Annotated in this window: 27 protein-coding genes, 1 tRNA gene and 1 pseudogene; 19 read left to right on the forward strand and 10 right to left on the reverse strand. The window is 61.1% G+C overall.

Annotated elements, in window-relative coordinates; all coding sequences use genetic code 11:
- Positions 1-10: 10 nt before the first annotated feature.
- Both msrA and msrB read right to left on the reverse strand, forming a co-directional pair.
- A complete protein-coding gene (msrA, locus tag HCZ30_RS10625; RefSeq protein ID WP_167638268.1) occupies positions 11-505 on the reverse strand; it encodes a peptide-methionine (S)-S-oxide reductase MsrA in 495 nt (164 codons plus the stop codon).
- A complete protein-coding gene (gene msrB, locus HCZ30_RS10630; RefSeq protein WP_167638269.1) occupies positions 505-951 on the reverse strand; it encodes a peptide-methionine (R)-S-oxide reductase MsrB in 447 nt (148 codons plus the stop codon). Before msrB ends, msrA begins: the two co-directional genes overlap by 1 nt.
- A 152-nt stretch (positions 952-1,103) precedes the next feature.
- Here msrB and HCZ30_RS10635 point away from each other — a divergent pair, with 152 nt between their 5' ends.
- A complete protein-coding gene (locus tag HCZ30_RS10635) occupies positions 1,104-1,790 on the forward strand; it encodes a DUF4336 domain-containing protein (protein ID WP_167638270.1) in 687 nt (228 codons plus the stop codon).
- A 64-nt stretch (positions 1,791-1,854) separates the two neighbouring features.
- On the opposite strand, the gene HCZ30_RS10640 is transcribed toward HCZ30_RS10635, so the two are convergent.
- Positions 1,855-1,944 (reverse strand) — tRNA-Ser (locus tag HCZ30_RS10640).
- 162 nt (positions 1,945-2,106) lie between these two features.
- Between HCZ30_RS10640 and HCZ30_RS10645 the strand changes: the two genes are divergently transcribed.
- From HCZ30_RS10645 to HCZ30_RS10675, 7 genes and pseudogenes are all read left to right on the forward strand, one after another.
- On the forward strand, positions 2,107-2,916 hold the full coding sequence (locus HCZ30_RS10645; RefSeq protein WP_167638271.1) for a hypothetical protein: 810 nt from the start codon (positions 2,107-2,109) through the stop codon (positions 2,914-2,916).
- Between the two features lie 162 nt (positions 2,917-3,078).
- Positions 3,079-3,417: pseudogene (gene rplU, locus HCZ30_RS10650) on the forward strand (50S ribosomal protein L21); the annotation flags it as partial.
- A gap of 30 nt (positions 3,418-3,447) precedes the next feature.
- Positions 3,448-3,717, forward strand: coding sequence for a 50S ribosomal protein L27 (gene rpmA, locus HCZ30_RS10655; protein WP_167638272.1), 270 nt, complete (start codon positions 3,448-3,450; stop codon positions 3,715-3,717).
- Positions 3,718-3,870: 153 nt separating this feature from the next.
- Entirely contained in the window at positions 3,871-4,410 is a 540-nt protein-coding gene (locus HCZ30_RS10660; protein WP_167638273.1) for a GNAT family N-acetyltransferase, read from the forward strand.
- A gap of 83 nt (positions 4,411-4,493) precedes the next feature.
- On the forward strand, positions 4,494-5,531 hold the full coding sequence (gene obgE, locus HCZ30_RS10665; RefSeq protein ID WP_167638274.1) for a GTPase ObgE: 1,038 nt from the start codon (positions 4,494-4,496) through the stop codon (positions 5,529-5,531).
- On the forward strand, positions 5,519-6,625 hold the full coding sequence (proB, locus tag HCZ30_RS10670; protein WP_167638275.1) for a glutamate 5-kinase: 1,107 nt from the start codon (positions 5,519-5,521) through the stop codon (positions 6,623-6,625). The genes obgE and proB overlap by 13 nt, the downstream gene beginning before the upstream one ends.
- A 17-nt stretch (positions 6,626-6,642) precedes the next feature.
- Complete coding sequence (locus HCZ30_RS10675; RefSeq protein WP_167638276.1) at positions 6,643-7,899, forward strand: glutamate-5-semialdehyde dehydrogenase; 1,257 nt, start codon at positions 6,643-6,645, stop codon at positions 7,897-7,899.
- Here HCZ30_RS10675 and HCZ30_RS10680 read toward each other — a convergent pair.
- Positions 7,896-8,477 (reverse strand): histidine phosphotransferase family protein, encoded by a 582-nt coding sequence (locus HCZ30_RS10680; RefSeq protein WP_167638277.1) that lies wholly within the window; start codon positions 8,475-8,477, stop codon positions 7,896-7,898. The two genes, HCZ30_RS10675 and HCZ30_RS10680, sit on opposite strands and share 4 nt — an antisense overlap.
- A gap of 24 nt (positions 8,478-8,501) precedes the next feature.
- On the opposite strand from HCZ30_RS10680, the gene HCZ30_RS10685 reads away from it, so the two are divergent.
- From HCZ30_RS10685 to HCZ30_RS10695, 3 genes are all read left to right on the forward strand, one after another.
- Positions 8,502-8,687, forward strand: coding sequence for a DUF3553 domain-containing protein (locus HCZ30_RS10685; protein ID WP_167638278.1), 186 nt, complete (start codon positions 8,502-8,504; stop codon positions 8,685-8,687).
- A gap of 102 nt (positions 8,688-8,789) precedes the next feature.
- Complete coding sequence (locus HCZ30_RS10690) at positions 8,790-9,548, forward strand: GNAT family N-acetyltransferase (protein ID WP_167638279.1); 759 nt, start codon at positions 8,790-8,792, stop codon at positions 9,546-9,548.
- A complete protein-coding gene (locus tag HCZ30_RS10695; protein WP_432442764.1) occupies positions 9,545-10,372 on the forward strand; it encodes a lysophospholipid acyltransferase family protein in 828 nt (275 codons plus the stop codon). The genes HCZ30_RS10690 and HCZ30_RS10695 overlap by 4 nt, the downstream gene beginning before the upstream one ends.
- Here the strand turns inward: HCZ30_RS10695 and HCZ30_RS10700 are convergent.
- The gene (locus HCZ30_RS10700; RefSeq protein ID WP_167638280.1) at positions 10,369-10,992 is read right to left on the reverse strand and encodes a thiamine phosphate synthase; all 624 of its coding nucleotides are present in this window, start codon (positions 10,990-10,992) and stop codon (positions 10,369-10,371) included. The genes HCZ30_RS10695 and HCZ30_RS10700 overlap by 4 nt on opposite strands.
- Positions 10,993-11,119: 127 nt before the next feature.
- On the opposite strand from HCZ30_RS10700, the gene HCZ30_RS10705 reads away from it, so the two are divergent.
- From HCZ30_RS10705 to HCZ30_RS10715, 3 genes are all read left to right on the forward strand, one after another.
- Complete coding sequence (locus HCZ30_RS10705; RefSeq protein ID WP_167638281.1) at positions 11,120-11,860, forward strand: RNA methyltransferase; 741 nt, start codon at positions 11,120-11,122, stop codon at positions 11,858-11,860.
- 66 nt (positions 11,861-11,926) lie between these two features.
- Positions 11,927-13,087, forward strand: coding sequence for a heme A synthase (ctaA, locus tag HCZ30_RS10710; protein ID WP_167638282.1), 1,161 nt, complete (start codon positions 11,927-11,929; stop codon positions 13,085-13,087).
- Position 13,088: 1 nt separating this feature from the next.
- Complete coding sequence (locus HCZ30_RS10715; RefSeq protein WP_167638283.1) at positions 13,089-14,558, forward strand: carboxypeptidase M32; 1,470 nt, start codon at positions 13,089-13,091, stop codon at positions 14,556-14,558.
- Here the strand turns inward: HCZ30_RS10715 and HCZ30_RS10720 are convergent.
- On the reverse strand, positions 14,555-15,334 hold the full coding sequence (locus tag HCZ30_RS10720) for an enoyl-CoA hydratase (protein ID WP_167638284.1): 780 nt from the start codon (positions 15,332-15,334) through the stop codon (positions 14,555-14,557). The two genes, HCZ30_RS10715 and HCZ30_RS10720, sit on opposite strands and share 4 nt — an antisense overlap.
- Before the next feature lie 57 nt (positions 15,335-15,391).
- On the opposite strand from HCZ30_RS10720, the gene HCZ30_RS10725 reads away from it, so the two are divergent.
- Positions 15,392-15,811, forward strand: coding sequence for a PaaI family thioesterase (locus HCZ30_RS10725; protein ID WP_167638285.1), 420 nt, complete (start codon positions 15,392-15,394; stop codon positions 15,809-15,811).
- Here the strand turns inward: HCZ30_RS10725 and HCZ30_RS10730 are convergent.
- Both HCZ30_RS10730 and HCZ30_RS10735 read right to left on the reverse strand, forming a co-directional pair.
- A complete protein-coding gene (locus tag HCZ30_RS10730) occupies positions 15,790-16,224 on the reverse strand; it encodes a VOC family protein (RefSeq protein ID WP_167638286.1) in 435 nt (144 codons plus the stop codon). The two genes, HCZ30_RS10725 and HCZ30_RS10730, sit on opposite strands and share 22 nt — an antisense overlap.
- Before the next feature lie 69 nt (positions 16,225-16,293).
- The gene (locus HCZ30_RS10735) at positions 16,294-16,524 is read right to left on the reverse strand and encodes a DUF1127 domain-containing protein (RefSeq protein ID WP_167638287.1); all 231 of its coding nucleotides are present in this window, start codon (positions 16,522-16,524) and stop codon (positions 16,294-16,296) included.
- Positions 16,525-16,613: 89 nt separating this feature from the next.
- Here HCZ30_RS10735 and HCZ30_RS10740 point away from each other — a divergent pair, with 89 nt between their 5' ends.
- The 4 genes from HCZ30_RS10740 to HCZ30_RS10755 all read left to right on the forward strand — a co-directional run bounded on the left by HCZ30_RS10740 (position 16,614) and on the right by HCZ30_RS10755 (position 20,029).
- A complete protein-coding gene (locus HCZ30_RS10740) occupies positions 16,614-17,993 on the forward strand; it encodes an aminotransferase class I/II-fold pyridoxal phosphate-dependent enzyme (protein WP_167638288.1) in 1,380 nt (459 codons plus the stop codon).
- Between the two features lie 153 nt (positions 17,994-18,146).
- Entirely contained in the window at positions 18,147-18,605 is a 459-nt protein-coding gene (rplM, locus tag HCZ30_RS10745) for a 50S ribosomal protein L13 (RefSeq protein ID WP_167638289.1), read from the forward strand.
- Positions 18,606-18,607: 2 nt separating this feature from the next.
- Complete coding sequence (gene rpsI / locus HCZ30_RS10750; RefSeq protein ID WP_167638290.1) at positions 18,608-19,090, forward strand: 30S ribosomal protein S9; 483 nt, start codon at positions 18,608-18,610, stop codon at positions 19,088-19,090.
- Between the two features lie 156 nt (positions 19,091-19,246).
- Complete coding sequence (locus HCZ30_RS10755) at positions 19,247-20,029, forward strand: calcium-binding protein (protein ID WP_167638291.1); 783 nt, start codon at positions 19,247-19,249, stop codon at positions 20,027-20,029.
- On the opposite strand, the gene HCZ30_RS10760 is transcribed toward HCZ30_RS10755, so the two are convergent.
- Together HCZ30_RS10760 and ppk2 are read right to left on the reverse strand one after the other, a co-directional pair.
- Entirely contained in the window at positions 20,030-20,647 is a 618-nt protein-coding gene (locus tag HCZ30_RS10760) for a TetR/AcrR family transcriptional regulator (protein ID WP_167638292.1), read from the reverse strand.
- The gene (ppk2, locus tag HCZ30_RS10765; protein ID WP_167638293.1) at positions 20,640-21,512 is read right to left on the reverse strand and encodes a polyphosphate kinase 2; all 873 of its coding nucleotides are present in this window, start codon (positions 21,510-21,512) and stop codon (positions 20,640-20,642) included. Before ppk2 ends, HCZ30_RS10760 begins: the two co-directional genes overlap by 8 nt.
- Positions 21,513-21,514 lie beyond the last annotated feature (2 nt).

The following is a 21,514-nucleotide window of genomic DNA, read 5'->3' on the forward strand; positions in this document are numbered from 1 at the left end:
GGTTTTTTCTTTAGCCCGGAAGCTGCCAGTTCGGGCGCGGGAAGTGGCAGGTGTAGCCGTTCGGGAACCGCTCCAGATAGTCCTGATGCTCGGGTTCCGCCTCCCAGAAATCGCCGACGGGCTCCACTTCGGTGACGACCTTACCCGGCCAGATGCCGGAGTTATTCACGTCCTCAATCGTTTTCAGCGCCATCTCTTTCTGCGCCTCCGACTCGTAGTAGATCGCGGAGCGGTACGAGAGGCCGATGTCGTTGCCCTGACGGTTCTTCGTGGTCGGATCGTGGATCTGGAAGAAGAACTCCAGCAGCTTGCGATAGCTGATCTGGCTGTCGTCAAAGATGATCTCGATGCCCTCGGCGTGGGTGCCGTGGTTGCGGTAGGTCGCGTTCGGCACGTCGCCGCCCGTGTACCCCACGCGGGTCGAAATCACGCCGGGCATACGGCGGATGAGGTCCTGCATACCCCAGAAACAACCACCCGCGAGAACTGCGCGTTCTTCAGCCATTAGATGTCCTCCACTTGGTCGATGTACTGGCCGTAGCCTTCGCCTTCCATGTCCTCTTTGGCGACGAAGCGCAACGAGGCGGAGTTGATGCAGTAGCGCAGGCCGCCCATTTCGGGCGGGCCGTCATTGAAGACGTGACCGAGGTGGCTGTCGCCGTGCTTGGAGCGCACTTCGGTACGGATCATCCCGTGCGAGCTGTCGCTGAGTTCCACGACGTTCTCGGGCTCGATCGGTTTGACAAAGGACGGCCAGCCGCAGCCGGATTCGTATTTCGCGGCGCTGGCGAACAGCGGCTCGCCCGAGACGATGTCCACGTAGATGCCCGCGCGCTTGTTATCGAGGTATTTGCCCGTACCGGGCCGTTCGGTGCCCGCTTCCTGCGTCACATAGAACTGCTCGGGGTCGAGAGCGGCGATCGCATCGGGGTCTTTGAAATATTGAGCCATTGGTCCACCCATTTCTGTTTGGGTCAAATATGGGCACTTCGCGCAAAAAAGCGACTATCCACCAGCAAACATCTGCGCGAGCGGTCTGTGCCTTGGCGCAGGGGAAAACGTGTTAGGGTGGCGGCAGTTGCGTTTCACGGTTGCGAGGTCCCATGCTGCATACGTTCGCCGAACACATCTGGATCGCGGATGGCTCGGATGTCTCCACCGCTGGCTTCGTTTATCCGACGCGGATGGTGGTGGTGCGCTTGGCCGACGGGACGCTGTGGCTCTGGTCGCCCGTGCGGATGACGGAGGATTTGCGCGCTGCGGTCGATGCGCTGGGGCAGGTGGCGCACCTCGTCGCGCCGAATAACCTGCATCATATGTTTATGGCGGAGTGGGCGGCAGCGTATCCTGCAGCAACCGTCTCCGCCGCCGAGGGTGTAGCCAAGAAGCAGCCTGATCTGCGGATTGACGTGACTTTGGGCAACTCGCCCATTCAGGTCTGGGGCGACGACATCGAACAGGTGGTCATCGAAGGCAATGCCATTACGCAGGAGGCGGTGTTCTTCCACCGCCCGAGCGCCACGGCGATCTTTACCGACTTCCTCCAGCAGTTCGACGCAGAGCATTTTTCGGGCTGGCGCAAGTGGGTCGCGCGGTTCGATCTGATGATCGGCGACGAACCCCACGTTCCCCGCAAATTCCGCCTCATGACCCGCGATAAAGAGAAAGCGCGCACCGCGGTCGCAAAGATTCTGGACTGGCCCACCCGGCGGGTCATCTGCGCTCACGGCGCACCGGTTCAGTCGGGCGGCGCGGCTTTGCTCAAGCGGGCATTCGACTGGCTGATGTAGGGCGGCACAACGCACACTTCCCGTGGCCTTGTTCAGGCTAAGTCGTTCAAAACTTGAAGGAAAGTGGCGGAGAGACAGGGATTCGAACCCTGGGTAGGCTTGCACCTACAACGGTTTTCGAGACCGCCCCGTTCGACCGCTCCGGCACCTCTCCGCGTCGGTGGTCGTTGTGTGGGGGCCGTATAAAAACAGTTTCAGAGAGGCACAAGAGGAAAAATCGAAAAAATTGCGAAAGTCATTAACCTCTTTGTTCGCAAAGGGTTGGCTCTGCCTCGCGGGAGCCCTAGTTTTCATGGCAACTCAAGAGGGCTGACCCGTGTTCGAACGCTTAACGATTTCTTTTCTAACCCTGCTTTGCGCGGCTCCTGTCGCAGCTCAGGACCTCGCCGAACAGGTCTGGGACGCTGGCCGGATGGACGAATTCGCCGCCGTCACCCGCATGGAAGACATCGCGAGCGCGCAAAACATCGCTGCGGCATGGCTTCCCTACGAGTCGGACTTCACCAACGTGGAGGCGCTCTACATCGCGCCGACGGTGCGCGATGCGATTCACGCGGCCTTCATCGCCGCTCTGGACGAGGACCACGCCGAAGAGATCCTCGCATTCCTCCGCTCCGAACCCGGACAGGCGATGACGGCGCACGAACTGGAAGGTCGCAAGGAATTCTACGACGACTCGGCGCTCGAAGAGGGCAGGGCGATGCTCACCGCGATGGTGTTCACCGAGCCCGAGAAATACGAACTACTGTCGGACTATATCGAGGTGAACGACCTGATCGAGCAGAACCTCGTGATCGGGCTGAATTTCGAGATGGCGCTGAACGCGGGCGCGAGCGAGGTGCTACCGCCCGAGCTTCAGACCGATCCGTCGCTGCTCGCGTCGCAACTCCAGAGCGAAGCGGAATGGATGCGCGCCGACATCACCGACTGGCTGGAGAGCTATCTGGCGTACTCCTATGGCGACGTGCCCGAAGACCAGTTCCGCGAGATTTTCGAATTCAGCGTGACGGAGGCGGGGCAGGCCTATAACACGGCCCTGTTCGACGCCTACGCCGCCTATAGCGAGGTCGCGGCGCGGAGGCTGGGTAAGACGTTGATGGAAATGACAATGGCGACCCAACTATAACTTGACTCCGAGTCGTTACTCTAGAATAAGCGGCACTCTCTAGGGGCGAGTCTGTCCCGGAGAATGATTCATTACAGCCCATACAAGGGCGCGCTGTTAACGGGTGGCTTTGCCAGTAACGCCTACGGGGACCCTACGACGCGGTTCATGAAGGATAAGACTATGTTTGCGGTTCTGAAAACCGGCGGCAAGCAGTACAAGGTCGCCAAGGGCGACGTTCTGCGCGTCGAAAAGCTGGCTGCTGAAGCTGGCGAAGAAATCCAGTTCAACGATGTTCTGATGGTTGGTTCGACCATCGGCGCTCCGTTGGTTGAAGGCGCTGGCGTCAAAGCCGAAGTCATCGACCAGATCAAGGGCGAGAAGGTCATCACCTTCCACAAGCGTCGTCGTAAGCACGGTTCGAAGCGTACCCGCGGCCACCGTCAGCAACTGACTCTGGTTCGCATCACCGAGATCCTCGAAAAGGGTGCTGACAAGTCGGGCGTTAAGACCGCTGTCGGTTCCAACACCAAGGCTTAAGGAGAACTATCAATGGCACACAAAAAAGCAGGCGGTAGCTCCCGTAACGGTCGCGACTCCGCAGGTCGTCGCCTTGGCGTTAAGAAATTCGGTGGCCAAGTCGTTATTCCGGGCAACATCATCGTGCGTCAGCGCGGTACCAAGATGTATCCGGGTGCAGGCGTAGGCATGGGCAAGGATCACACCCTGTTCGCCGTCGCCGAGGGCAACGTCAAGTTCTACACCGGCCTCAAAGGCCGTACTTTCGTCTCCGTGCTTCCGGTAGCGGAGGCCGCCGAGTAAGCCGAGACCTGACCGAAAAGTCACAAAGGGGGATCGGCGCAAGCCGGTCCCCTTCTTGTTTTCCGGCAGAGGCAAAATTTTGTAACGAATATCTGGTGAAAGACGGGAAGGGGGAACCCGGTTTTCATGTTCTGGTTCGAGGAGGACCATTAAATGTTGGATAAAATGACTGGGCAGCCAACGATCACCGCAGATCGCTTCGTCCTTCGTCCGCTCCGCAAATCGGACACGGGTCCGATCGGCATGTATGCGGCCGACGAACGTATCGCGCGCGGCACCCGTTCTATCCCGCATCCACTGCCACCCGGCACGACCGACGCGTTTATCGCGCGTGCCCAAGACCCCGACCGCACCGAAGATGTCTGGGCGATCGACGGCACCAATGCCAACCTCTCCGAAGTGGTCGGTATCGCGAGCCTCGAACGTATGGACCGCAACCAGAGCGAAGTTTTCTTCTGGGTTGCGCCGCACTTCTGGGGCACCGGTGTCGCATCCGAAGCCGTTCAGGCCCTGATCGACGCCAACCCGCATAACGCGGACACCCTCTTTGCCGAGGTGTTTCAGGACAGCCCGGGTTCCGCCCGTGTCCTCACCAACTGCGGTTTCGTCTATCTGGGCGACGCCGAGGCATATTCGGTTGCCCGCAAAAGTACCGTCCCCACGTGGACGTATACGCTGAAATTAAAACGATAAGAGGGTCGGCTTTCGGGCAATCCTCTTGAGAAGATTGGCGCGATACCTTAGGTCACGCGCTTGTAAACCTGAAAGCCGTTCCGATGAAATTTCTCGACCTCGCAAAAGTCTACACCCGCTCCGGCAGTGGTGGTAACGGGTGTGTCTCGTTCCGCCGCGAAAAGTTTGTCGAATTCGGCGGTCCGGACGGCGGCGACGGTGGTCGCGGCGGTGACGTGATCATCGAAGCGGTCGAGGGCCTGAACACCCTGATCGACTTCCGCTACCAGCAGCACTTCTTCGCCAAGAACGGCCGCCCCGGTGAGGGCCGCGCGCGTACCGGTGAAAGCGGCGACGACATCGTCCTGCGCGTGCCCGTTGGGACCGAAATCATCGACGAAGACGAAGAGACCCTGATCGCCGACATGACCGAGGTTGGCCAGCAGTTCGTGCTCGCCAAGGGCGGCAACGGCGGTTTCGGCAACCTTCATTTCAAGTCGGCCACCAACCAGGCTCCGCGCCGCGCGAACTCCGGTCAGGAAGGCATCGAGCGCACCATCTGGCTGCGTCTGAAGCTGATCGCCGATGCGGGTCTTCTGGGTATGCCGAACGCTGGCAAATCGACCTTCCTCGCGGCGACTTCGAACGCACGCCCAAAGATCGCCGATTACCCATTTACCACGCTCGTTCCGAACCTCGGCGTCGTTGGCGTTGACGGTGTGGAATTCGTTGTGGCCGACATTCCCGGGCTGATCGAAGGCGCATCCGAAGGCCGCGGCCTCGGCGATATGTTCCTCGGCCACGTCGAGCGTTGCGCTGTGCTGCTGCACCTCGTTGACGGCTCGGGCGAGGATCCGATTGCGGACTACGAGACCATCATCGGCGAGCTCGAAGCCTATGGTGGTGAACTGGCCGACAAGCCGCGCGTGACGGTGCTCAACAAGATTGACGCCCTCGATGACGAAGAGCGCGGGTTCTTCAAGGAAGAGCTCGAAGAGGCGTCCGGCGGTCCCGTCATGCTGATGTCCGGCGTGTCCGGTGAAGGCGTTCAGGATGTCCTCCGCGCGCTGCGTGCCGAAATCGACGACAATCGCCTGCGCTACAAGAAGTCCCAAGAGGAGGAAGAGCCTTGGCAACCCTGAGTGCTGCCAAGCGGCTGGTCGTCAAGATCGGCTCGGCGCTGCTGGTAGATCGTGACACCGGCACTCTGAAGTCCGAATGGTTGGCCTCTCTGGCCGAAGATGTGGCCGCTCTGCGTAAGCGCGGCATGGACGTCATTCTTGTTTCCTCCGGCTCGATCGCTCTGGGCCGCGAGGTGCTGGGGCTGCCCCGTCAGGCGCTGCCCCTCGAACAATCGCAGGCCGCTGCTGCCGTGGGTCAGATCCGTCTGGCCCGCGCGTACGAAGAAGTCCTCGCGCCGCATGGCATCATCACGGGGCAGGTGCTGGTGACGCTCGACGACACCACCGACCGCCGCCGTTATCTGAACAGCCGCGCGACAATGGAAACGATGATCGGCCTTGGCGTGACGCCGATCGTCAACGAAAACGACACCATCGCCACCGACGAAATCCGTTACGGCGACAACGACCGCTTGGCCGCGCAGGTCGCCGTGACCGTCGGTGCCGACCAGCTGATCCTGCTATCGGACGTGGACGGATTCTATAACGGCAACCCGAACCTCGACCCCAGCGCGACCCGCTATGATGTCATCGACCGCATCACGCCCGAGATCGAGGCGATGGCGGGAGACGGTGTTTCCGGCCTCTCAAAAGGTGGCATGATTACCAAACTGATGGCTGCGCGCCTTGCGACCGAGGCAGGCTGCGCGATGGCAATCACGTTAGGATCGCGCATCAACCCGTTGAAACAGCTCGAAGAAGGCTCTCCGGCGACTTGGTTCGTGGCGCAAGAAGACCCGCAAGCGGCCCGCAAACGCTGGATCGCGGCGATGAAGCCAAAGGGCCAGATCGCCATCGACGACGGTGCGGCGTCCGCTCTGGCAAAGGGTAAAAGCCTGCTGCCTGCGGGCGTCACGGGTGTGTCGGGCGACTTTGGCCGCGGCGATCCGGTTCTGGTCGTCGACAGCGCGGGCAAACGCCTCGCTGCGGGCCTTGCGCGTTACACATCCAAAGAGGCGCGGCTCATTCAAGGACGCCGCACCGCAGATATTGAAGAGGCGCTCGGGTACGAGGGGCGCGCTGTGCTCGTCCACCGCGACGACATGGTTGTTTAAGGTTTGAGGAGGTTTTTATGACCGAGATTGAAAACATTGCAGAGCTGATGAAAGACATCGGCGTTCGTGCGCGCGCTGCGTCGGCTGAACTGGCCTACGCCTCGGCCGAGCGTAAGCACGCCGCGCTGGTTGCCGCTGCCGATGCGGTCTGGAACAGCCGCGCCGCCATCATCGAAGCTAATGGTCAGGACATGGAGTTTGGCCGCAACAAGGGCCTCACGGCTGCGATGATGGACCGCTTGAAGCTCGACGAAGGCCGTATTCAGGGCATCGTCGACGGCCTCCGCGCGATTGCGGAACAAGCCGATCCCGTGGGTGCCGTGCTGGCCGAATGGGACCGCCCGACGGGTCTGCACATCCAGCGCGTCCGCACGCCGCTTGGCGTGATCGGTGTGATCTATGAAAGCCGCCCGAACGTGACCGCCGACGCGGGTGCGCTGTGCCTCAAGGCCGGCAATGCCGTCATTCTGCGCGGCGGGTCCGAGAGCTTCCATTCGAGCAAAGCGATCCACGCCGCGCTGGTCGAGGGTCTGAAGGCAGCGAACCTGCCCGAGGACGCGATCCAGCTCGTCCCGACCCGCGACCGCGCGGCTGTGTCGGAAATGCTGACCGCGACGGACTACATCGACGTTATCGTGCCGCGTGGTGGCAAGGGTCTCGTTGGTCTCGTTCAGCGCGAAGCCCGCGTGCCTGTTTTCGCGCACCTCGAAGGCATCGTGCACGTCTACATCGACGAATCTGCCGACCGCGAGAAGGCGCTGGCCGTTGTAAAAAACGCCAAAACCCGCCGCACCGGCATCTGCGGTTCCGTCGAGTGTCTGCTGATACACCGCGATGTTGCGGATAGCCTCGGCGTTGAACTGGTCGATATGCTGATGGAGGCTGGCGTTACCGTCCACGCGGGCGAAGGCATCAACGGCACCGTCGCCGCGACTTCGGACGACTGGGGGCGCGAATACCTCGACATGGATATCGCCGCGAAGATCGTAGACGACGTGGACGGCGCGATTGCACATATCCGCAAGTTCGGCTCGAACCACACCGATTGCGTGATTGCCGAGGACGCGGACGTTGTTGCCCGTTTCTTCCAGCGCCTCGACAGCGCGATCCTGATGCACAACACCTCCACCCAGTTTGCGGATGGCGGAGAGTTCGGCATGGGTGCGGAGATCGGCATCGCGACGGGCAAGATGCACGCGCGCGGTCCGGTTGGTGCAGAGCAGCTGACGAGCTTCAAATACCTCGTGACGTCAAACGGCTCGCTTCGCGCTTAAAGCGCGAGGTCGAGCGATCCGTCGGCGACGCTGAGGGCAGGGATCATGCCCGCCTCGCTCGCCGCCCACGGCAGAACGGCAAACTGAACATGAGCGGCGGCCAGATCGGCTGCCGCTTTGTTTTGGGCGGCGTCCCAATGGTGCTGCACGATGTTCAGCTTGCGTCCCGCCGCAAAGATGCCCGACCCGCGGATCGTGATCTCTCCACCCAGTGGCAGTGCGGTTTCCACGCACATGATCGCCAGAAACAGTGCGCGGAGTTGCACGCGGTTCAGGTCGCCATCGACCTGCCAGTCATAGCTGATCCGGCTGTTTTTGCTCATCACATCGAGGATCGCCACAACCTCGGAGTGATTGACCAGTTGATCCGCAGAGGCAGCGCCGAAGGCAATCCGCAGGAATTTGATTTTCGCGTTCGCGCTGGTCACACTGTCCGCAATCAGCGCCATTTCGGGCGTTTCGGGCAGTCCGGCCAAACTTAGCAGTTCGACGCCATTGCCGATCGCGCTAAGTGGTCCGATAAGATCGTGACAAATCCGCGACCCGATGAGGGCCGCAATATCGGGAGTATGCTTCATGTGTGCTCTCCCAAGGAAAAGACTATGGATATCAATTCGATACTGGAACCCGGAATGCTCGTGCGCCACCCCGAAGAGCCCGAATGGGGAATCGGGCAGGTGCAGTCCAACATCGGTGGCCGCATCACCGTGAATTTCCGCGAGCAGGGCAAAGTCGTGATTGATGGCACCCGTGTCATCCTCTCCATTGTTCCGTACGAAAATCATTGACGGAAAAAGGTTAATTATACGTCAACGCAGCGTGATTGCTTGCCATGCGGGGGCGAAAAGGCCTAGAACCCCCCGCACCACGACCTAACCGCAACAGGGCCTATGTCTGCAACCCCAGATAGTCTGATCGTCAGGCTCGCATCTACCCCCGATGAGGTCCGCGCGGCCCAGCGTCTGCGCTATCGGGTGTTTGTCGAGGAACTGGGTGGCGACGGTCCGTTGGTGGATCATGACGCAAAAATCGAGGCCGATGCCTTCGATCCGTTTTTCCAGCATCTCCTGCTGATCGACACGGCCAAGGACGAGGTCGTCGGTGTTTACCGTCTGTTGACCTGCGAGGCGGCAAAGGCCGCTGGCGGGTTCTATTCAGAAAGCGAATTCGACCTCACCGCACTGAAAGCTTCGGGCCGTAAGCTGTTGGAATTAGGGCGTTCCTGCCTCGCGCCTAAATATCGCGGCGGCACGGGGATGTTCCACCTCTGGACCGCGTTGGCGGAGTTCGTGGCGCAGAACGAGATCGACATTCTCTTCGGTGTGGCGTCGTTCCACGGCACCGATATCGACCAGCTTGCGCCGTCGCTGTCGCTGCTTCATGCGCGTCATTTGGCGCCTGTCGAGATCAGCGCCACCGCGAAACCTTACCAGCCCATGAACCTGCTGGATGTAGCCGGGATCGACCGCGTGGCGGCGATGAAACAGGTGCCTGCGCTTATCAAAGGCTACCTCAAGATCGGTGGATTTGTCGGAGATGGTGCTTATATCGACCATCAATTCAATACGACGGACGTGTGCCTGATCCTCGATACAGAGCGGCTCAATCCGGCGCAGGCCGCGCTTTACCGGAAGGACCGTAACGCTTGAGTTGGAATCCCGACATGGAGGGACCGCACCACAAGGTCGGTTTGGCTGGTTGGGTGCGCTTTATTCTCAAAGCTCTGCCTCTGGCCATTCTGGTCTTCGGCTGTCTGGCGCTGCTGCTTCTGGTGCGTCTCATCGAGCGTCCGATCTACGGCCAGCGCCGCCCGGTCACGCCGTACATCACGCAGTTTGTCTGCCGCAATGCGTTGCGGATCATCGGGCTGAAGTTCAGCGTCGAGGGAAAGCCGCTCAACGGCGCTGGAGCTGTGGTTGCTAACCACTCGTCGTGGCTCGATATTTTCGTACTGAATGCCAGCAAGCGCATCTACTTCGTGTCCAAGGCGGAAGTCGCGAACTGGCCCGGTATCGGCTGGCTCGCCCGCGCCACTGGCACCGTGTTCATCAAGCGCGATCCGCGCGAGGCGGAGGCGCAGGTGAAGATGTTCCGCGAGCGCCTGTCACTCGGCCACCGCCTGCTTTTCTTCCCCGAAGGCACCTCGACCGACGGTCGGCGCGTGTTGCCGTTCAAGCCCACGCTGTTCGCGGCATTCCTGACGCCTGAACTGAAAGAAAACCTGAATATCCAGCCCGTGTCGGTGGTCTATCGCCATGCGGAGGGCGCGGACGTGCGTCAGTATGGCTGGTGGGGCGACATGGATTTCGGAACCCACCTTGTCCAGACGCTCTCGGCGGCGAAACAGGGGTCGGTCACGGTCGTCTATCACGAACCGATCCGTGTGGCGGATTACGACAATCGCAAACTGCTGGCCCGCGATGCGGAAGCCGCAGTGCGCGGCTCCCTGATCGAAGCGGGCGTTCTGGATTAGGACATTGCGCCCTTGAGGCGGAGCAGCGCAGCTGCGGCATCGTCTTCTTTCCAGATTTCATCGCCGATACCGAAGAAGTCGGCGTAGGGCGTGATCTGGCGGATGGTGTCTTCGTCCAGCGCGCCTTCGGCGACCATCGGAATTTCGATCATCATCGACCACCACTCGAACAGTTCGAGATCGGCCTTTTCGCCCGTGCCCAGCGCGGTCAGATTGACGGGGCCGAAGCTCACGTAGTCCGCGCCCAGCTCGCCTGCGGTCATGCCGTCGTGACGCGATGCGCGGCAGTAAGCGCCGACGATGGCGTCATCGCCAAGTTCCTTGCGGACCTTCTTCACGTTGCGCGAGCCGTCCATCAGGTGAACACCGTCGAGGCCGAGGCGCTCGACCATCATCATGTGGCTGTCGATGACCAGCGCAATGTCGCGCTCGTGGGTCACTTCGCGCAGCGCATCGGCAGCGCGGGACAGGCGGTCCTCGTCGCGGGTCGCGAGCGACAGACGCACGCAGGCGATCTCTGTCGCGTCGAGACATTTTGCCAGGCGGTCGGGGAACGTCGAAAGTTCGAACTCCGGCGGCGTGATCAGATAAAGCTGCGGTAGTTCGGCTGCTTCGGTCATGGTCGTCCCCATTTCTAGTTTCGCGCCGATATAACGGCCAATCGCCCTATGTGAAAGGGGGTATGCGCGGCTTGCCTCTTATGTGCGCGGCGCGTATCACGCGGACTATTCCAAACAGGAGTTTTCAATGCCCACCGGACTGCCGCAACCAGCTTTCATCCTGCTCCGCCCCCAGATGGGCGAGAACATCGGCGCAGCTGCGCGCGGGATGTGGAATTTCGGGCTGGACCGGATGCGCATTACCAGCCCGCGTGACGGCTGGCCGAACCAGAAAGCCGTCGCGATGGCTTCGGGTGCTGGCCGCCTGCTGGACGAGGCACAGATGTTCGATACCACGGCCAATGCCGTTGGCGATTGCACCTATGTCTATGCGACCACCGCCCGTCCGCGCGGCCTGACCAAACCAGTCTTCTCGCCCGAAGCGGCGATGCAGGACGCCGCCCGCCGTATCGCCGAAGGCCAGAACGTCGCCGTGATGTTCGGCCCCGAGCGTGCGGGCATGGATAACGAGGACATTGCGCAGGCCAACGCTATTATCAGCGTTCCCGTGAACCCCGAGTTCTCTTCGCTGAACCTCGCGCAGTGCGTGCTGTTGACCGCTTACGAGTGGCGCCGCGCCAGCACAGAGGTTGTTCACGAACGCACCGATGGCGCGAGCGAGTGGGCGACCCAGGTCGAGGTCGAGAAATTGGCCGAGCACTACGAAGGCCAATTGACCGAAGCGGGCTTCTTCTTCCCCGAAGACAAAGCGCCTTCAATGAAGATGAACCTGCGCAACCTCTGGAGCCGTATGCCGCTGACACGCCACGATGTGCAGATCCTGCACGGCATCATGCGGCAGATGGTCCGCTGGAAAGAGCGCGGTTAACTCGCAACCTTGTCGCTCGACCAAGGGCGGCATAGTTTCACCGCCGAAGAATACGGAGAGCGATACATGGCGCAGACCCCCCGCAAGCTGTTTGAAGAAGTCGGTGACGATAAGCCCAAGGCGGACACCCCGCGCGCCGGTGCCATCGACGCCAAGCGTCGCGGTGCCCGCGGTGCGATCCGCATCTGGCTGATGCTGATCTTCGCGCTGGTGGCCCTGATGATCGTCATCGGCGGCCTGACCCGTCTGACGGACAGCGGCCTGTCGATCACGGAATGGCAGCCGATCTCGGGCGCTCTGCCGCCGATGAACGAGGCGGACTGGGTCACGCTCTTCGATAAATACAAAGCGACCCCCGAATACCAACTCCAGAACTCCGGCATGTCGATGACCGACTTCCAGTTCATCTTCTGGTGGGAGTGGGGTCACCGCCTGCTGGGCCGCGTGATCGGCGCCGTCTGGGCCATCGGTTTCCTGGGCTTCCTCGTGACCCGAAACATCCCGACGGGCTGGACCAAGCGTCTGCTGCTGCTCGGCGTTCTGGGCGGCCTTCAGGGCGCTATCGGCTGGTGGATGGTCCACTCGGGCCTCGACAGCACGGGGCAGGAAATCGGACGCACCGACGTGGCGTCCTACCGTCTGGCGACGCACCTCGGCCTCGCGTTCGTGATTTTCGGCTTCACCGCGTGGTACATCTTCCTTCTGGGCCGGACCGAGTCCGACCTGATGCAATCCCGCCGCAACGCCAACAAGAAGCTGTTCTCCATGAGCACCGGCGTCCTGCACTTCGCGTTCTTGCAAATCCTGATCGGCGCGCTGGTCGCGGGTATCGACGCAGGCCGCGCGTTCCCGACATGGCCGATGATGGGCGACGGTTTCTTCCCGCCGGACCCGTTCCAGCTGAGCCCCGTGTGGCGCAACTTCTTCGAAGACGCAGGCCTTGTTCAGTTCATGCACCGCATGGCGGGCTACCTGCTGTTCATCTTCGGGATCGTCGTCTATCTGCGCGCCCGCAAGTCGTCGAACAAATACGTCCGACGCGCTTTCACCGCCATGATCGTGATGATGCTGGCACAGGTCGTGCTGGGCATCGTGACCGCGCTCCAGTCGGCACATCTGCACATCGCGATAACGCACCAGATCGGCGCGATCGTGCTCTGGGTGCTGATCCTGCGCGCCCGCTACCTGTCGGCCTATCCGAAATCCCAATCCATCCGCGAGGCATAAGATGACCGCATACGAAGAGCTTCTGGCGTTTTCCAAAGAAACCGCAGCCCTCAGCGGCGTGGTCGAAACGCTGGGCTGGGATCAGGAAACGATGATGCCCCGCAAAGCGGCAGCGCAGCGCGGCGACCAGTTCGCCGCTCTGGAGTCCGTCATCCATGGGCGCAACATCGACCCGCGCGTGGGCGAGTGGCTGGCCAAGGCCGAAGCCCCCGACGCCGCCGGCGCAGCGATCCTGCGCGAGGTGCAGTTCAACTACGACCGCTCGGTCAAGGTACCCGCAGCCCTTGCCACCGAGATCGCGCGCGTGACCTCGGTCGCTCAAGGCAAATGGGTCGAAGCGCGCGGTGAGGGCGACTTCAAAGCTTTCGCGCCCGTTCTGAAAGAGGTCGTGCGCCTCCGCCGTGAAGAGGGCGCCGCCTTGGCCGATGGCGGCGACGCCTATGACGCGCTGCTTGAAGGCTACGAGCCGGGCACGTCATCTGCCCAGATCGCAGAGATTTTCGACGCCATGCGCCCGCGTCTGGTGGACCTGCGCGAAAAGGTCCTCGCCCAGCCCGAACCGGCTGGCGTGAGCGGCACTTTCGATCCCGCAGTCCAACTGAATCTGTCCGAGGAACTGGCAAAGACCTTCGGCTACGACATGGAGCGCGGCCGCATCGACAAGGCCGTCCATCCGTTCTGCGCGGGCCACGGTTTCGACGTGCGCATCACCACACGTACCAACCCCGCCGATCCGTTCAACTGCTTCTACTCGACCATCCACGAGGTCGGTCACGCCTGTTACGAACAGAACGTGCGAGACGCCTACGCAGGCACCCCGATCGGGCGCGGCGTGTCGATGGGCGTCCACGAAAGCCAGAGCCGCATCTACGAAAACCAGTTGGGCCGCAGCCGCGCGTTCACCGGCTACCTCTTCGGCAAAATGCGCGACGCCTTCGGTGATATCGGCATCGCGAACGAAGACGACTTCTACGCCGCCGTGAACCGCGTCGAGAAGGGCTACATCCGTACCGAGGCCGACGAACTTCAGTACAACCTGCACATCATGATGCGCTTCGACCTCGAAATGGCGCTGATCCGTGGCGCGTTGGAGGTCGACGACCTCGAGGCCGCATGGAACGAGCGGTTCGAGAAAGACTTCGGCTATCCCGTCGACACCGCGAGCAACGGAGTGCTGCAAGACGTCCACTGGTCCGCAGGTCTGTTCGGCTACTTCCCGACCTACGCGCTCGGCAACGTCTACGCGGGCAACATCTACAGCGCGCTGCGTGACGCGGTGCCGTCGCTGGATAACGACCTGTCGAAGGGTGATCTGTCGAACGCCTCGGCATGGCTGGGCGAGAACCTGCAGCAGCACGGGGCGCTCTACACGCCCCGTGAGACTGTCGCGAAAGCCTGCGGTTTCGAGCCGACCGCAGAGCCGCTGCTGGCCTACCTCGAGACCAAATTCGGCGGTATCTACGGGCTTTAAGCCCAGTCGGGTTTCCGCTTTTCAAGAAACGCCGTGATGCCTTCGTCGGTGTCACGGTCGAGCATATTGGCCACCATCACGTCGCCCGCGAAGGCATAGGCGTCCTCGGTCGTCATCTGTGCCTGCTCGTAGAACGCGCGCTTCCCGTGACGCACGGCAGACGGCAGCTTGTCCGCGATGGTGCGGGCGAGGGCGGTCGTCTCCGCCTCCAGATCCTCCGCCGGAACCGCGCGATTGATCAGGCCGATGTCCTTCGCCTCGCTCGTGCCGATCAGACGGCCCGTGGTCAGCATCTCGAACGCAGCCTTGCGCGGCACGTTGCGGGTCAGCGCGACCATCGGGGTCGAACAGAACAGCCCGATGTTCACGCCGTTGACCCCAAACCGCGTGCCTTCCGCCGCCACCGCCAGATCGCAGGTCGCGACCAACTGGCAGCCGGCGGCCACGGCGACCCCGTGGACCTGCGCGATAACAGGCTGCGGGATCGACTGGACCAGCTTCATCATCGTCGCGCAGCGGTCGAAGAGCGATGCGAAATACGCCGCGCCCTTATCCTCCGCCTGACGGCCCGCCTGCATCTCCTTGAGGTCATGGCCCGCGCAGAACGCCTTGCCCACGCCCGACAGGATGACCACCCGCGCATCGCTTTCAGCAATGTCGTTCAGGGCGTCGTTCAGTTCTGCCAGCATGTCGTTCGACAGTGCGTTCAGCCGCGCGGGCGCGTTCATCACGATCCGCGCAATGCCGTCGCTGACGTGACGTTCCAATAGAGCCATATTGTATCCTCCTCACTCCGACGCAAAGCTTAGAACGGGGAACCGCAGGAGGGAAGAATGCCAATCGTTATGGACAAGGACGCACTGTCGCAGTTTCTGGTGACCGATTTCGCGCAGGTGAAGGACATGTTCACCGTCGAGGAGGTCCGCGACACGGGCGTGACGATCCGCCTGATCGCGGGAGAGCAGCACTTGCGCCCCGGCGGTACGGTCTCCGGCCCAGCGATGTTCGCGCTGGCGGATGTGTCGGTCTACCTCGCGATCCTCGCGATGATCGGACCCAAGGCGCTGTCCGTCACCACGTCCTGTTCGATGGATTTCATGCGCAAACCCGTGGCGGGCGTCGATCTGCTGTGCGAGGTGCGTTTGCTGAAGCTGGGCAAGCAACTTGCCGTGGGCGACTGCCTGATCTTTTCCGAAGGCAAACCCGAACCCGTGGCGCGGGCCAATATGACCTACTCGATCCCGCGAAGCTGATCGCGGACGAAATCGTAGTCGTAGGTCGTCAATTCGATCCGGTTTCCGTCGGGATCGACGAAGTACAATGACCAGCTGAGATCATGGTCACGGACATGCTCCGCGGTCAGCGTTTCGCCGTTTCGGTTGGTCAGTGCCATTGTATCAAGCGAGCTGACAAATTTGCAGAATTGTATCCCGCTGGTGCGGAACGCCACGGTCGCATCACGGGTGCTTGGTTTCGCATCGCGGGCAAATAACGACAGCAGCGGCTTACCAGAAGGTGTGCCGAGGATCAGCGGACCCATCGGGTCGTCCGCCCAGACAGCCAGTTTGGCGTGTTGTACCAACCCGAGAACGCGATTGTACCAATCTGCGGCGGCAGATCGGTCACGGACCTCTATGTGGATATGGTCGATATCTTCGATGATCATGAAACAACTATGACAAATAAAAAATGGGCGGGATAGACCCGCCCAGTTGTCAGGAAGAAGCCGGGGATATCAGCTCCTCCAAAAGAATTTCGACGCCTCAAGGTCGGCGGAATCGCGTGTCAGGCCGATGTCACGATAAAGGTGATCGGGTAGGTCACGCAGGTGTTTTCGGGTAGTTCGGCGCTGGTCCCATGTTGCCACGGCAGCGACCGCACGAACCATCGCCATCACGAGAACCGACGACGGTGCTGGGATCGAGATTACACGGAGCGGGTGCACAGAGGCATTTTCGTAGGTCATGGGACTCACTTGACATGTATTGATACAATCGGCTACTTCAGCCTATCCGTATAGATACATTTCACCCAGAAACTGTCGAGGAATACATTGTGACCGATACAATTTGGCTACCAGACTTCGCACAATCGAACGGTCCCAAGTATCGCACACTCGAAAACAGCATCAGACAGGCCATCCGTTCGGGCGAACTGGGCGAGGGGGAACGTCTCCCTCCGGTGCGAGAGCTAGGCTGGCAGGCGGGCATTACTCCTGGAACTGTGGCACGCGCCTATAAAAATCTGGTCGATGCGGGTGTTCTGGAGTCCACCGTGGGTCGCGGCACCTTTGTACCAGTACAGCGCAAACCGCGTGTTGCGCCGCTTGACCACGATCCCGCCGCGACGCTGATCAGTCCGCGCCTGCCGGATGTCGGCCAATCCGACCTGCTGCGCGAAGCCTACGCCGATTACGCCAAGAACGTCGAACGCGACCGCCTGCTGTGCTATCCCGTGCGCCCGACCCAGACCGAAGCGATCCGTGCCTTCGTTGATCTGCACCGCGACGACCCGATTGGAGAACTGCACGAAGACGACGTGGTCATTACCCACGGCGGCCAGAACGCGATCTCTCTGGTCCTCATGACCGTTCTGCGCGGTCCGTCCCCAACCGTACTAGTCGATGCCCTCAGCTACGGCGGCTTCCGCCGTGCCGCCGAGGTGCTGCGGGCGAGGGTACTTGGCGTCGATTGGGATGATGAAGGTCCGATCCCCGAGGAATTCGAGCGCCTGTGCCGTGATGAGGGCGTGCAGATCTTTCTCACTTCGTCGGAGGTGAACAATCCGATGAATCGCACGACCTCTATCCGCCGCCGTCACGAGATCGCAGAGATCGCAGCGCGGCACGGCGTCCATATCCTTGACGATGACTGTTATCGCAATGGGCCCTTCATCGGGCCGAGCTACCGTCAGATCATCCCCGAACTGGCGTGGTATACGACGTCGCCCTGCAAATCCTTCTCTGCCGCGCTGCGTGTCGGATTTGTCGCCGCTCCGACCGGCTGGGCCAACCGTCTGATCCGGGCGGCCTCCGCCGCGTCATATGGTGTGCCCGATGCCGTGACCGCCGCCTACGCCTACGTCGCGCGTCATCCGAAGACCCCGCAGATCCTTGAGGCCGCGCGCCAGCACCTCGCACACATGTTAGAGACCGCAGTCAATTGCCTCGGCGCGCACCGCATCAGTTGGCGTAAGGACGTGCCGTTGATCTGGCTGGAACTGCCCGAAGGCTGGCGGATGGGAGAGTTCTGCCGCATTGCCGAGCGCGAGGGCGTCTTTGTCCGCACCGCCGAGGATTTCAGCCTCCGCGACGGGCGTCAGGTCCAAGGCGTGCGCATCGCCCTGAACGGAGAGATGTCCACCCAGCGGCTCGAATCCGCGATGATGACCCTCAACGGGCTGCTTGCCCGACCGCCAGAACGCATTTCTGTGTAAAAAGTGTGGGGTATTATTATACCATAATTACAGTGCATTGTTTTTGCTCGTTTTTATCCGCATCGTGGCGCTTGACTGTAATTTGGATGCCTATATAACCCGCCCATCGAATTTGTGGGGCTTGCCCCGACACCGACCAACAACTGGTGACCTATGAAAACCTTCTCTGCTACTCCGGCAGACATCGAGAAGAAATGGATCGTGATCGACGCTGAAGGCGTTGTTCTCGGCCGTCTCGCTTCGATCGTTGCCAACCGCCTGCGCGGTAAGCACAAGCCGACTTTCACCCCCCACATGGACATGGGTGATAACGTCATCGTAATCAACGCCGACAAGATCCAGCTGACCGGCAAGAAGCGCGAAAAGCCGAACTACTGGCACACCGGCCACCCGGGCGGTATCAAGTCGCGCACCACTGGCCAGATCCTCGAGGGTGCACACCCCGAGCGCGTCGTGACCCAGGCCGTCAAGCGCATGCTGCAGGGCAACCGCCTGAGCCGCAAGCAGATGACCCACCTGCGCGTCTTCGCTGGTGCCGAGCACGGCATGGAAGCCCAGAAGCCCGAAGTTCTCGACGTCAAGTCGATGAACAAGAAAAACACGAGGGTCTAATCATGGCTGAACAACTGAATTCGCTCCAGGATCTCGCTGGTGCAGCTGGCGAAGCCGTCGTCGAAACCGCTGCTCCCCGTGAGCCGGTTCGTGACGAGCTGGGCCGTTCCTACGCAACCGGCAAGCGTAAAGACGCTGTTGCTCGCGTTTGGATCAAGCCGGGTTCGGGCAAGATCGTTGTAAACGGCAAAGAGATGCCGGTTTACTTCGCTCGTCCGGTTCTCCAGCTGATCGTCCGTCAGCCGTTCGGCGTCGCTGGCGTTGAAGGCCAGTTCGACGTATTCGCCACCGTCACCGGTGGTGGCCTCTCGGGTCAGGCCGGCGCTGTCAAGCACGGCATCTCGAAGGCTCTTCAGCTGTACGATCCGTCGCTCCGCGGCGCGCTCAAGGCCGCTGGCTTCCTCACCCGTGACAGCCGCGTCGTTGAACGTAAGAAATACGGTAAGGCCAAAGCCCGCCGTTCGTTCCAGTTCTCGAAGCGTTAATTCGTTTCCCGAATTCGAATACGGAAAAGCACCCTTCGGGGTGCTTTTTTCGTTTCGGCGTTGCAGTCGTCTAGGGGCGGGGTGCAAAGGGCTACACGCGGTAGGGCGCTCTGTTGTTCTGGGGTTTGATGGACCTGACAGAACAGGGGAGCAGACATGGCACAGATCGTACGGGGCACCAGCGGCGACGACGAAATCACGACCGAAGGCGGTGATGGGCCGAATGAGGACGTGCGTGCGCTTGGCGGCGATGACCTCATCATTAACTTGGGCGGAAGCGATACATTCAATGGCGGTTCGGGGAACGATACGCTCTACACGCCGCTCGATAATGACCTGTTTCCGCAATTCGAACCATTCAGCTTTGCGGTGGAGTTCAACCTCCTGACGGGTATCCACGGCCGCGCCGATAGCACGATCGGTCAGGACAAGCTGATCAGCATCGAAAACTACCTCTTTACCGGAAATTTCCACGTCATCGCTTCGGGCGATAAAAAGAACAACGTGTTCATAACGGACACGGGCGACGACATTCTGAGCGGCAACGGAGGTCGCGATTTTCTGGCGTCGGGCGCTGGTGACGACCTGCTGAACGGCGGGACGGGCAGGGACGTGCTGTTCGGTGGCGGCGGACGGGATGTCTTTGAATTCAGCTCTATCAAGGACAGCAGTGCGCGCGCCAAAAAGGCCGACAAGATCCTCGACTTCAAGCAGGGCAAGGACAAGATCGACCTGTCGGCGATTGACGACTTCGACTTCATCGCGCCCGGAAATGTCGGTGCGGATGTCGGGCCAGAGGTGACCTATACCCAGATCGACGTGCCGAAGAACAAGGACTGGACCGATGTTCAGGTGGATCGCGACGGTGACGGCGATGCGGAGATGGTCATCCGCCTCAAAGGTCTGATCGACCTCACGGCGGATGATTTCATTCTCTGATCACTGGTCGGGCGGCAAGAGGCCCAGACCCCGCAGGTAAACGCCGATCCCCGTCTCCAGCAGATCCTCGGGCGGGAAGGGCGAGCGCGTGCCAGGGGAGCCACGCGCGAAGAGCTCGACGACACCGTGGCTCATTGCCCAGATATGCGCCGCAAACATCTGCGGCGGCGGACGGCGGTCGGCGGGGATATTGGCGGCGAGGTCGGCAGCGGCACGCTCTAGCACGCCGAGCGCACGGGTCGCCACGGCGTTCAGGTCAGGGTTCCGCTGGAACGAGATGCCGCTTTCGAACATCGCCACGTAGTGACCCGGAAAACGGCGGGCAAAGGCGAGGTAGGCGCGGCCGACAGCTTCGAACGAGGCGAGGGCGCTCGGCGCGCCTTTCTCGTAGGCGTGCTCCATCAGGTCGGCAAAAATCTCGTAGCCCTGCTTGGCGGCCTCGGCGATGAGGTCTTCGCGGCCTTCGAAATGGCGATAAACGGCGGCAGGGGTCACGCCCGCTTCGCGCGCGGCTTCGGACAGGGTGAAACCTGTCGGGCCTTTTTCCTCGATCAGTTTAAGACAGGCGGCAACGAGAGCTTCGCGCAGGTTGCCGTGGTGGTAGCCCCGCTTAGCCATTCCAGATATCCGGCCCGCCACAGATTTTGGTGTCGATATCGTTCACGAGGTCTTCGTTCTTTCCGGTGTAATCGAGGCTGGCGAGCACGGATTTGATCGCGTTCACGCGGGCACGACGTTTATCATCCGAAAGAATAACCGTCCACGGTGTGTCCATGCTGTGGGTCCAGCCGAGCGTCTCGCGGATCGCATCCGAATACTCGTCCCAGCGCTTGAGGCCCTCGACATCCACCCACGACAGTTTCCACTGTTTGAGCGGGTCTTGCTCTCGCGCGAGGAAACGGCTCAGCTGCGCCGCGCGGCCCACGTTGAGCCACAGCTTGCACAGATGGATACCTTCGTCGACGAGCATCTTCTCGAAAGGGCCGACCTGTTCGAAGAACTTGGCGCGTTCGTCGTCGGAGACAAAGCCGAACACCTTCTCGACCACGCCGCGATTGTACCACGAACGGTCAAAGAACACGATTTCACCCTTGGTGGGCAGCTCTTCAATGTAGCGTTGGAAATACCACTGGCCCGCTTCAGTCTCGGTCGGCTTCGACAGAGCCACGACACGGGCGCCGCGCGGATTGAGGTTCTCGGTGAACCGCTGGATCGTGCCGCCTTTACCCGAGGCATCGCGGCCTTCGAAGACGATGACGACGCGCTGACCGGTTTCCTTGACCCACGCCTGCATCCGCACCAGCTCGCGCTGAAGGGCGTCCATTTGTTCGTTGTAGAGCTTCTTTTTCATCTGATCGTCGTAGGGATAACCCTCGCCGAAAATCAGACCGTCGCCGCGATCATTGATAGCCTTGCGCACCGCCGCGGGGGCTTCGTCTTTGTAGTAGGCGCTGATGGCACCATCAAAAGGCAGGCTATCCATTT

Origin of the sequence: Marivivens donghaensis, assembly GCF_011806565.1 — a bacterium.
Lineage (GTDB): Bacteria > Pseudomonadota > Alphaproteobacteria > Rhodobacterales > Rhodobacteraceae > Marivivens > Marivivens donghaensis_A.

Coding starts and splice junctions, on each gene's coding strand:
- msrA (WP_167638268.1), bottom strand. CDS start 505: ATGGCTGAAGAACGCGCAGTTCTCGCGGGTGGTTGTTTCTGGGGTATG.
- msrB (WP_167638269.1), bottom strand. CDS start 951: ATGGCTCAATATTTCAAAGACCCCGATGCGATCGCCGCTCTCGACCCC.
- HCZ30_RS10635 (WP_167638270.1), top strand. CDS start 1,104: ATGCTGCATACGTTCGCCGAACACATCTGGATCGCGGATGGCTCGGAT.
- rpmA (WP_167638272.1), top strand. CDS start 3,448: ATGGCACACAAAAAAGCAGGCGGTAGCTCCCGTAACGGTCGCGACTCC.
- HCZ30_RS10660 (WP_167638273.1), top strand. CDS start 3,871: ATGTTGGATAAAATGACTGGGCAGCCAACGATCACCGCAGATCGCTTC.
- obgE (WP_167638274.1), top strand. CDS start 4,494: ATGAAATTTCTCGACCTCGCAAAAGTCTACACCCGCTCCGGCAGTGGT.
- HCZ30_RS10675 (WP_167638276.1), top strand. CDS start 6,643: ATGACCGAGATTGAAAACATTGCAGAGCTGATGAAAGACATCGGCGTT.
- HCZ30_RS10680 (WP_167638277.1), bottom strand. CDS start 8,477: ATGAAGCATACTCCCGATATTGCGGCCCTCATCGGGTCGCGGATTTGT.
- HCZ30_RS10685 (WP_167638278.1), top strand. CDS start 8,502: ATGGATATCAATTCGATACTGGAACCCGGAATGCTCGTGCGCCACCCC.
- HCZ30_RS10690 (WP_167638279.1), top strand. CDS start 8,790: ATGTCTGCAACCCCAGATAGTCTGATCGTCAGGCTCGCATCTACCCCC.
- HCZ30_RS10700 (WP_167638280.1), bottom strand. CDS start 10,992: ATGACCGAAGCAGCCGAACTACCGCAGCTTTATCTGATCACGCCGCCG.
- HCZ30_RS10705 (WP_167638281.1), top strand. CDS start 11,120: ATGCCCACCGGACTGCCGCAACCAGCTTTCATCCTGCTCCGCCCCCAG.
- ctaA (WP_167638282.1), top strand. CDS start 11,927: ATGGCGCAGACCCCCCGCAAGCTGTTTGAAGAAGTCGGTGACGATAAG.
- HCZ30_RS10715 (WP_167638283.1), top strand. CDS start 13,089: ATGACCGCATACGAAGAGCTTCTGGCGTTTTCCAAAGAAACCGCAGCC.
- HCZ30_RS10720 (WP_167638284.1), bottom strand. CDS start 15,334: ATGGCTCTATTGGAACGTCACGTCAGCGACGGCATTGCGCGGATCGTG.
- HCZ30_RS10725 (WP_167638285.1), top strand. CDS start 15,392: ATGCCAATCGTTATGGACAAGGACGCACTGTCGCAGTTTCTGGTGACC.
- HCZ30_RS10730 (WP_167638286.1), bottom strand. CDS start 16,224: ATGATCATCGAAGATATCGACCATATCCACATAGAGGTCCGTGACCGA.
- HCZ30_RS10735 (WP_167638287.1), bottom strand. CDS start 16,524: ATGACCTACGAAAATGCCTCTGTGCACCCGCTCCGTGTAATCTCGATC.
- rplM (WP_167638289.1), top strand. CDS start 18,147: ATGAAAACCTTCTCTGCTACTCCGGCAGACATCGAGAAGAAATGGATC.
- rpsI (WP_167638290.1), top strand. CDS start 18,608: ATGGCTGAACAACTGAATTCGCTCCAGGATCTCGCTGGTGCAGCTGGC.
- HCZ30_RS10755 (WP_167638291.1), top strand. CDS start 19,247: ATGGCACAGATCGTACGGGGCACCAGCGGCGACGACGAAATCACGACC.
- HCZ30_RS10760 (WP_167638292.1), bottom strand. CDS start 20,647: ATGGCTAAGCGGGGCTACCACCACGGCAACCTGCGCGAAGCTCTCGTT.
- ppk2 (WP_167638293.1), bottom strand. CDS start 21,512: ATGGATAGCCTGCCTTTTGATGGTGCCATCAGCGCCTACTACAAAGAC.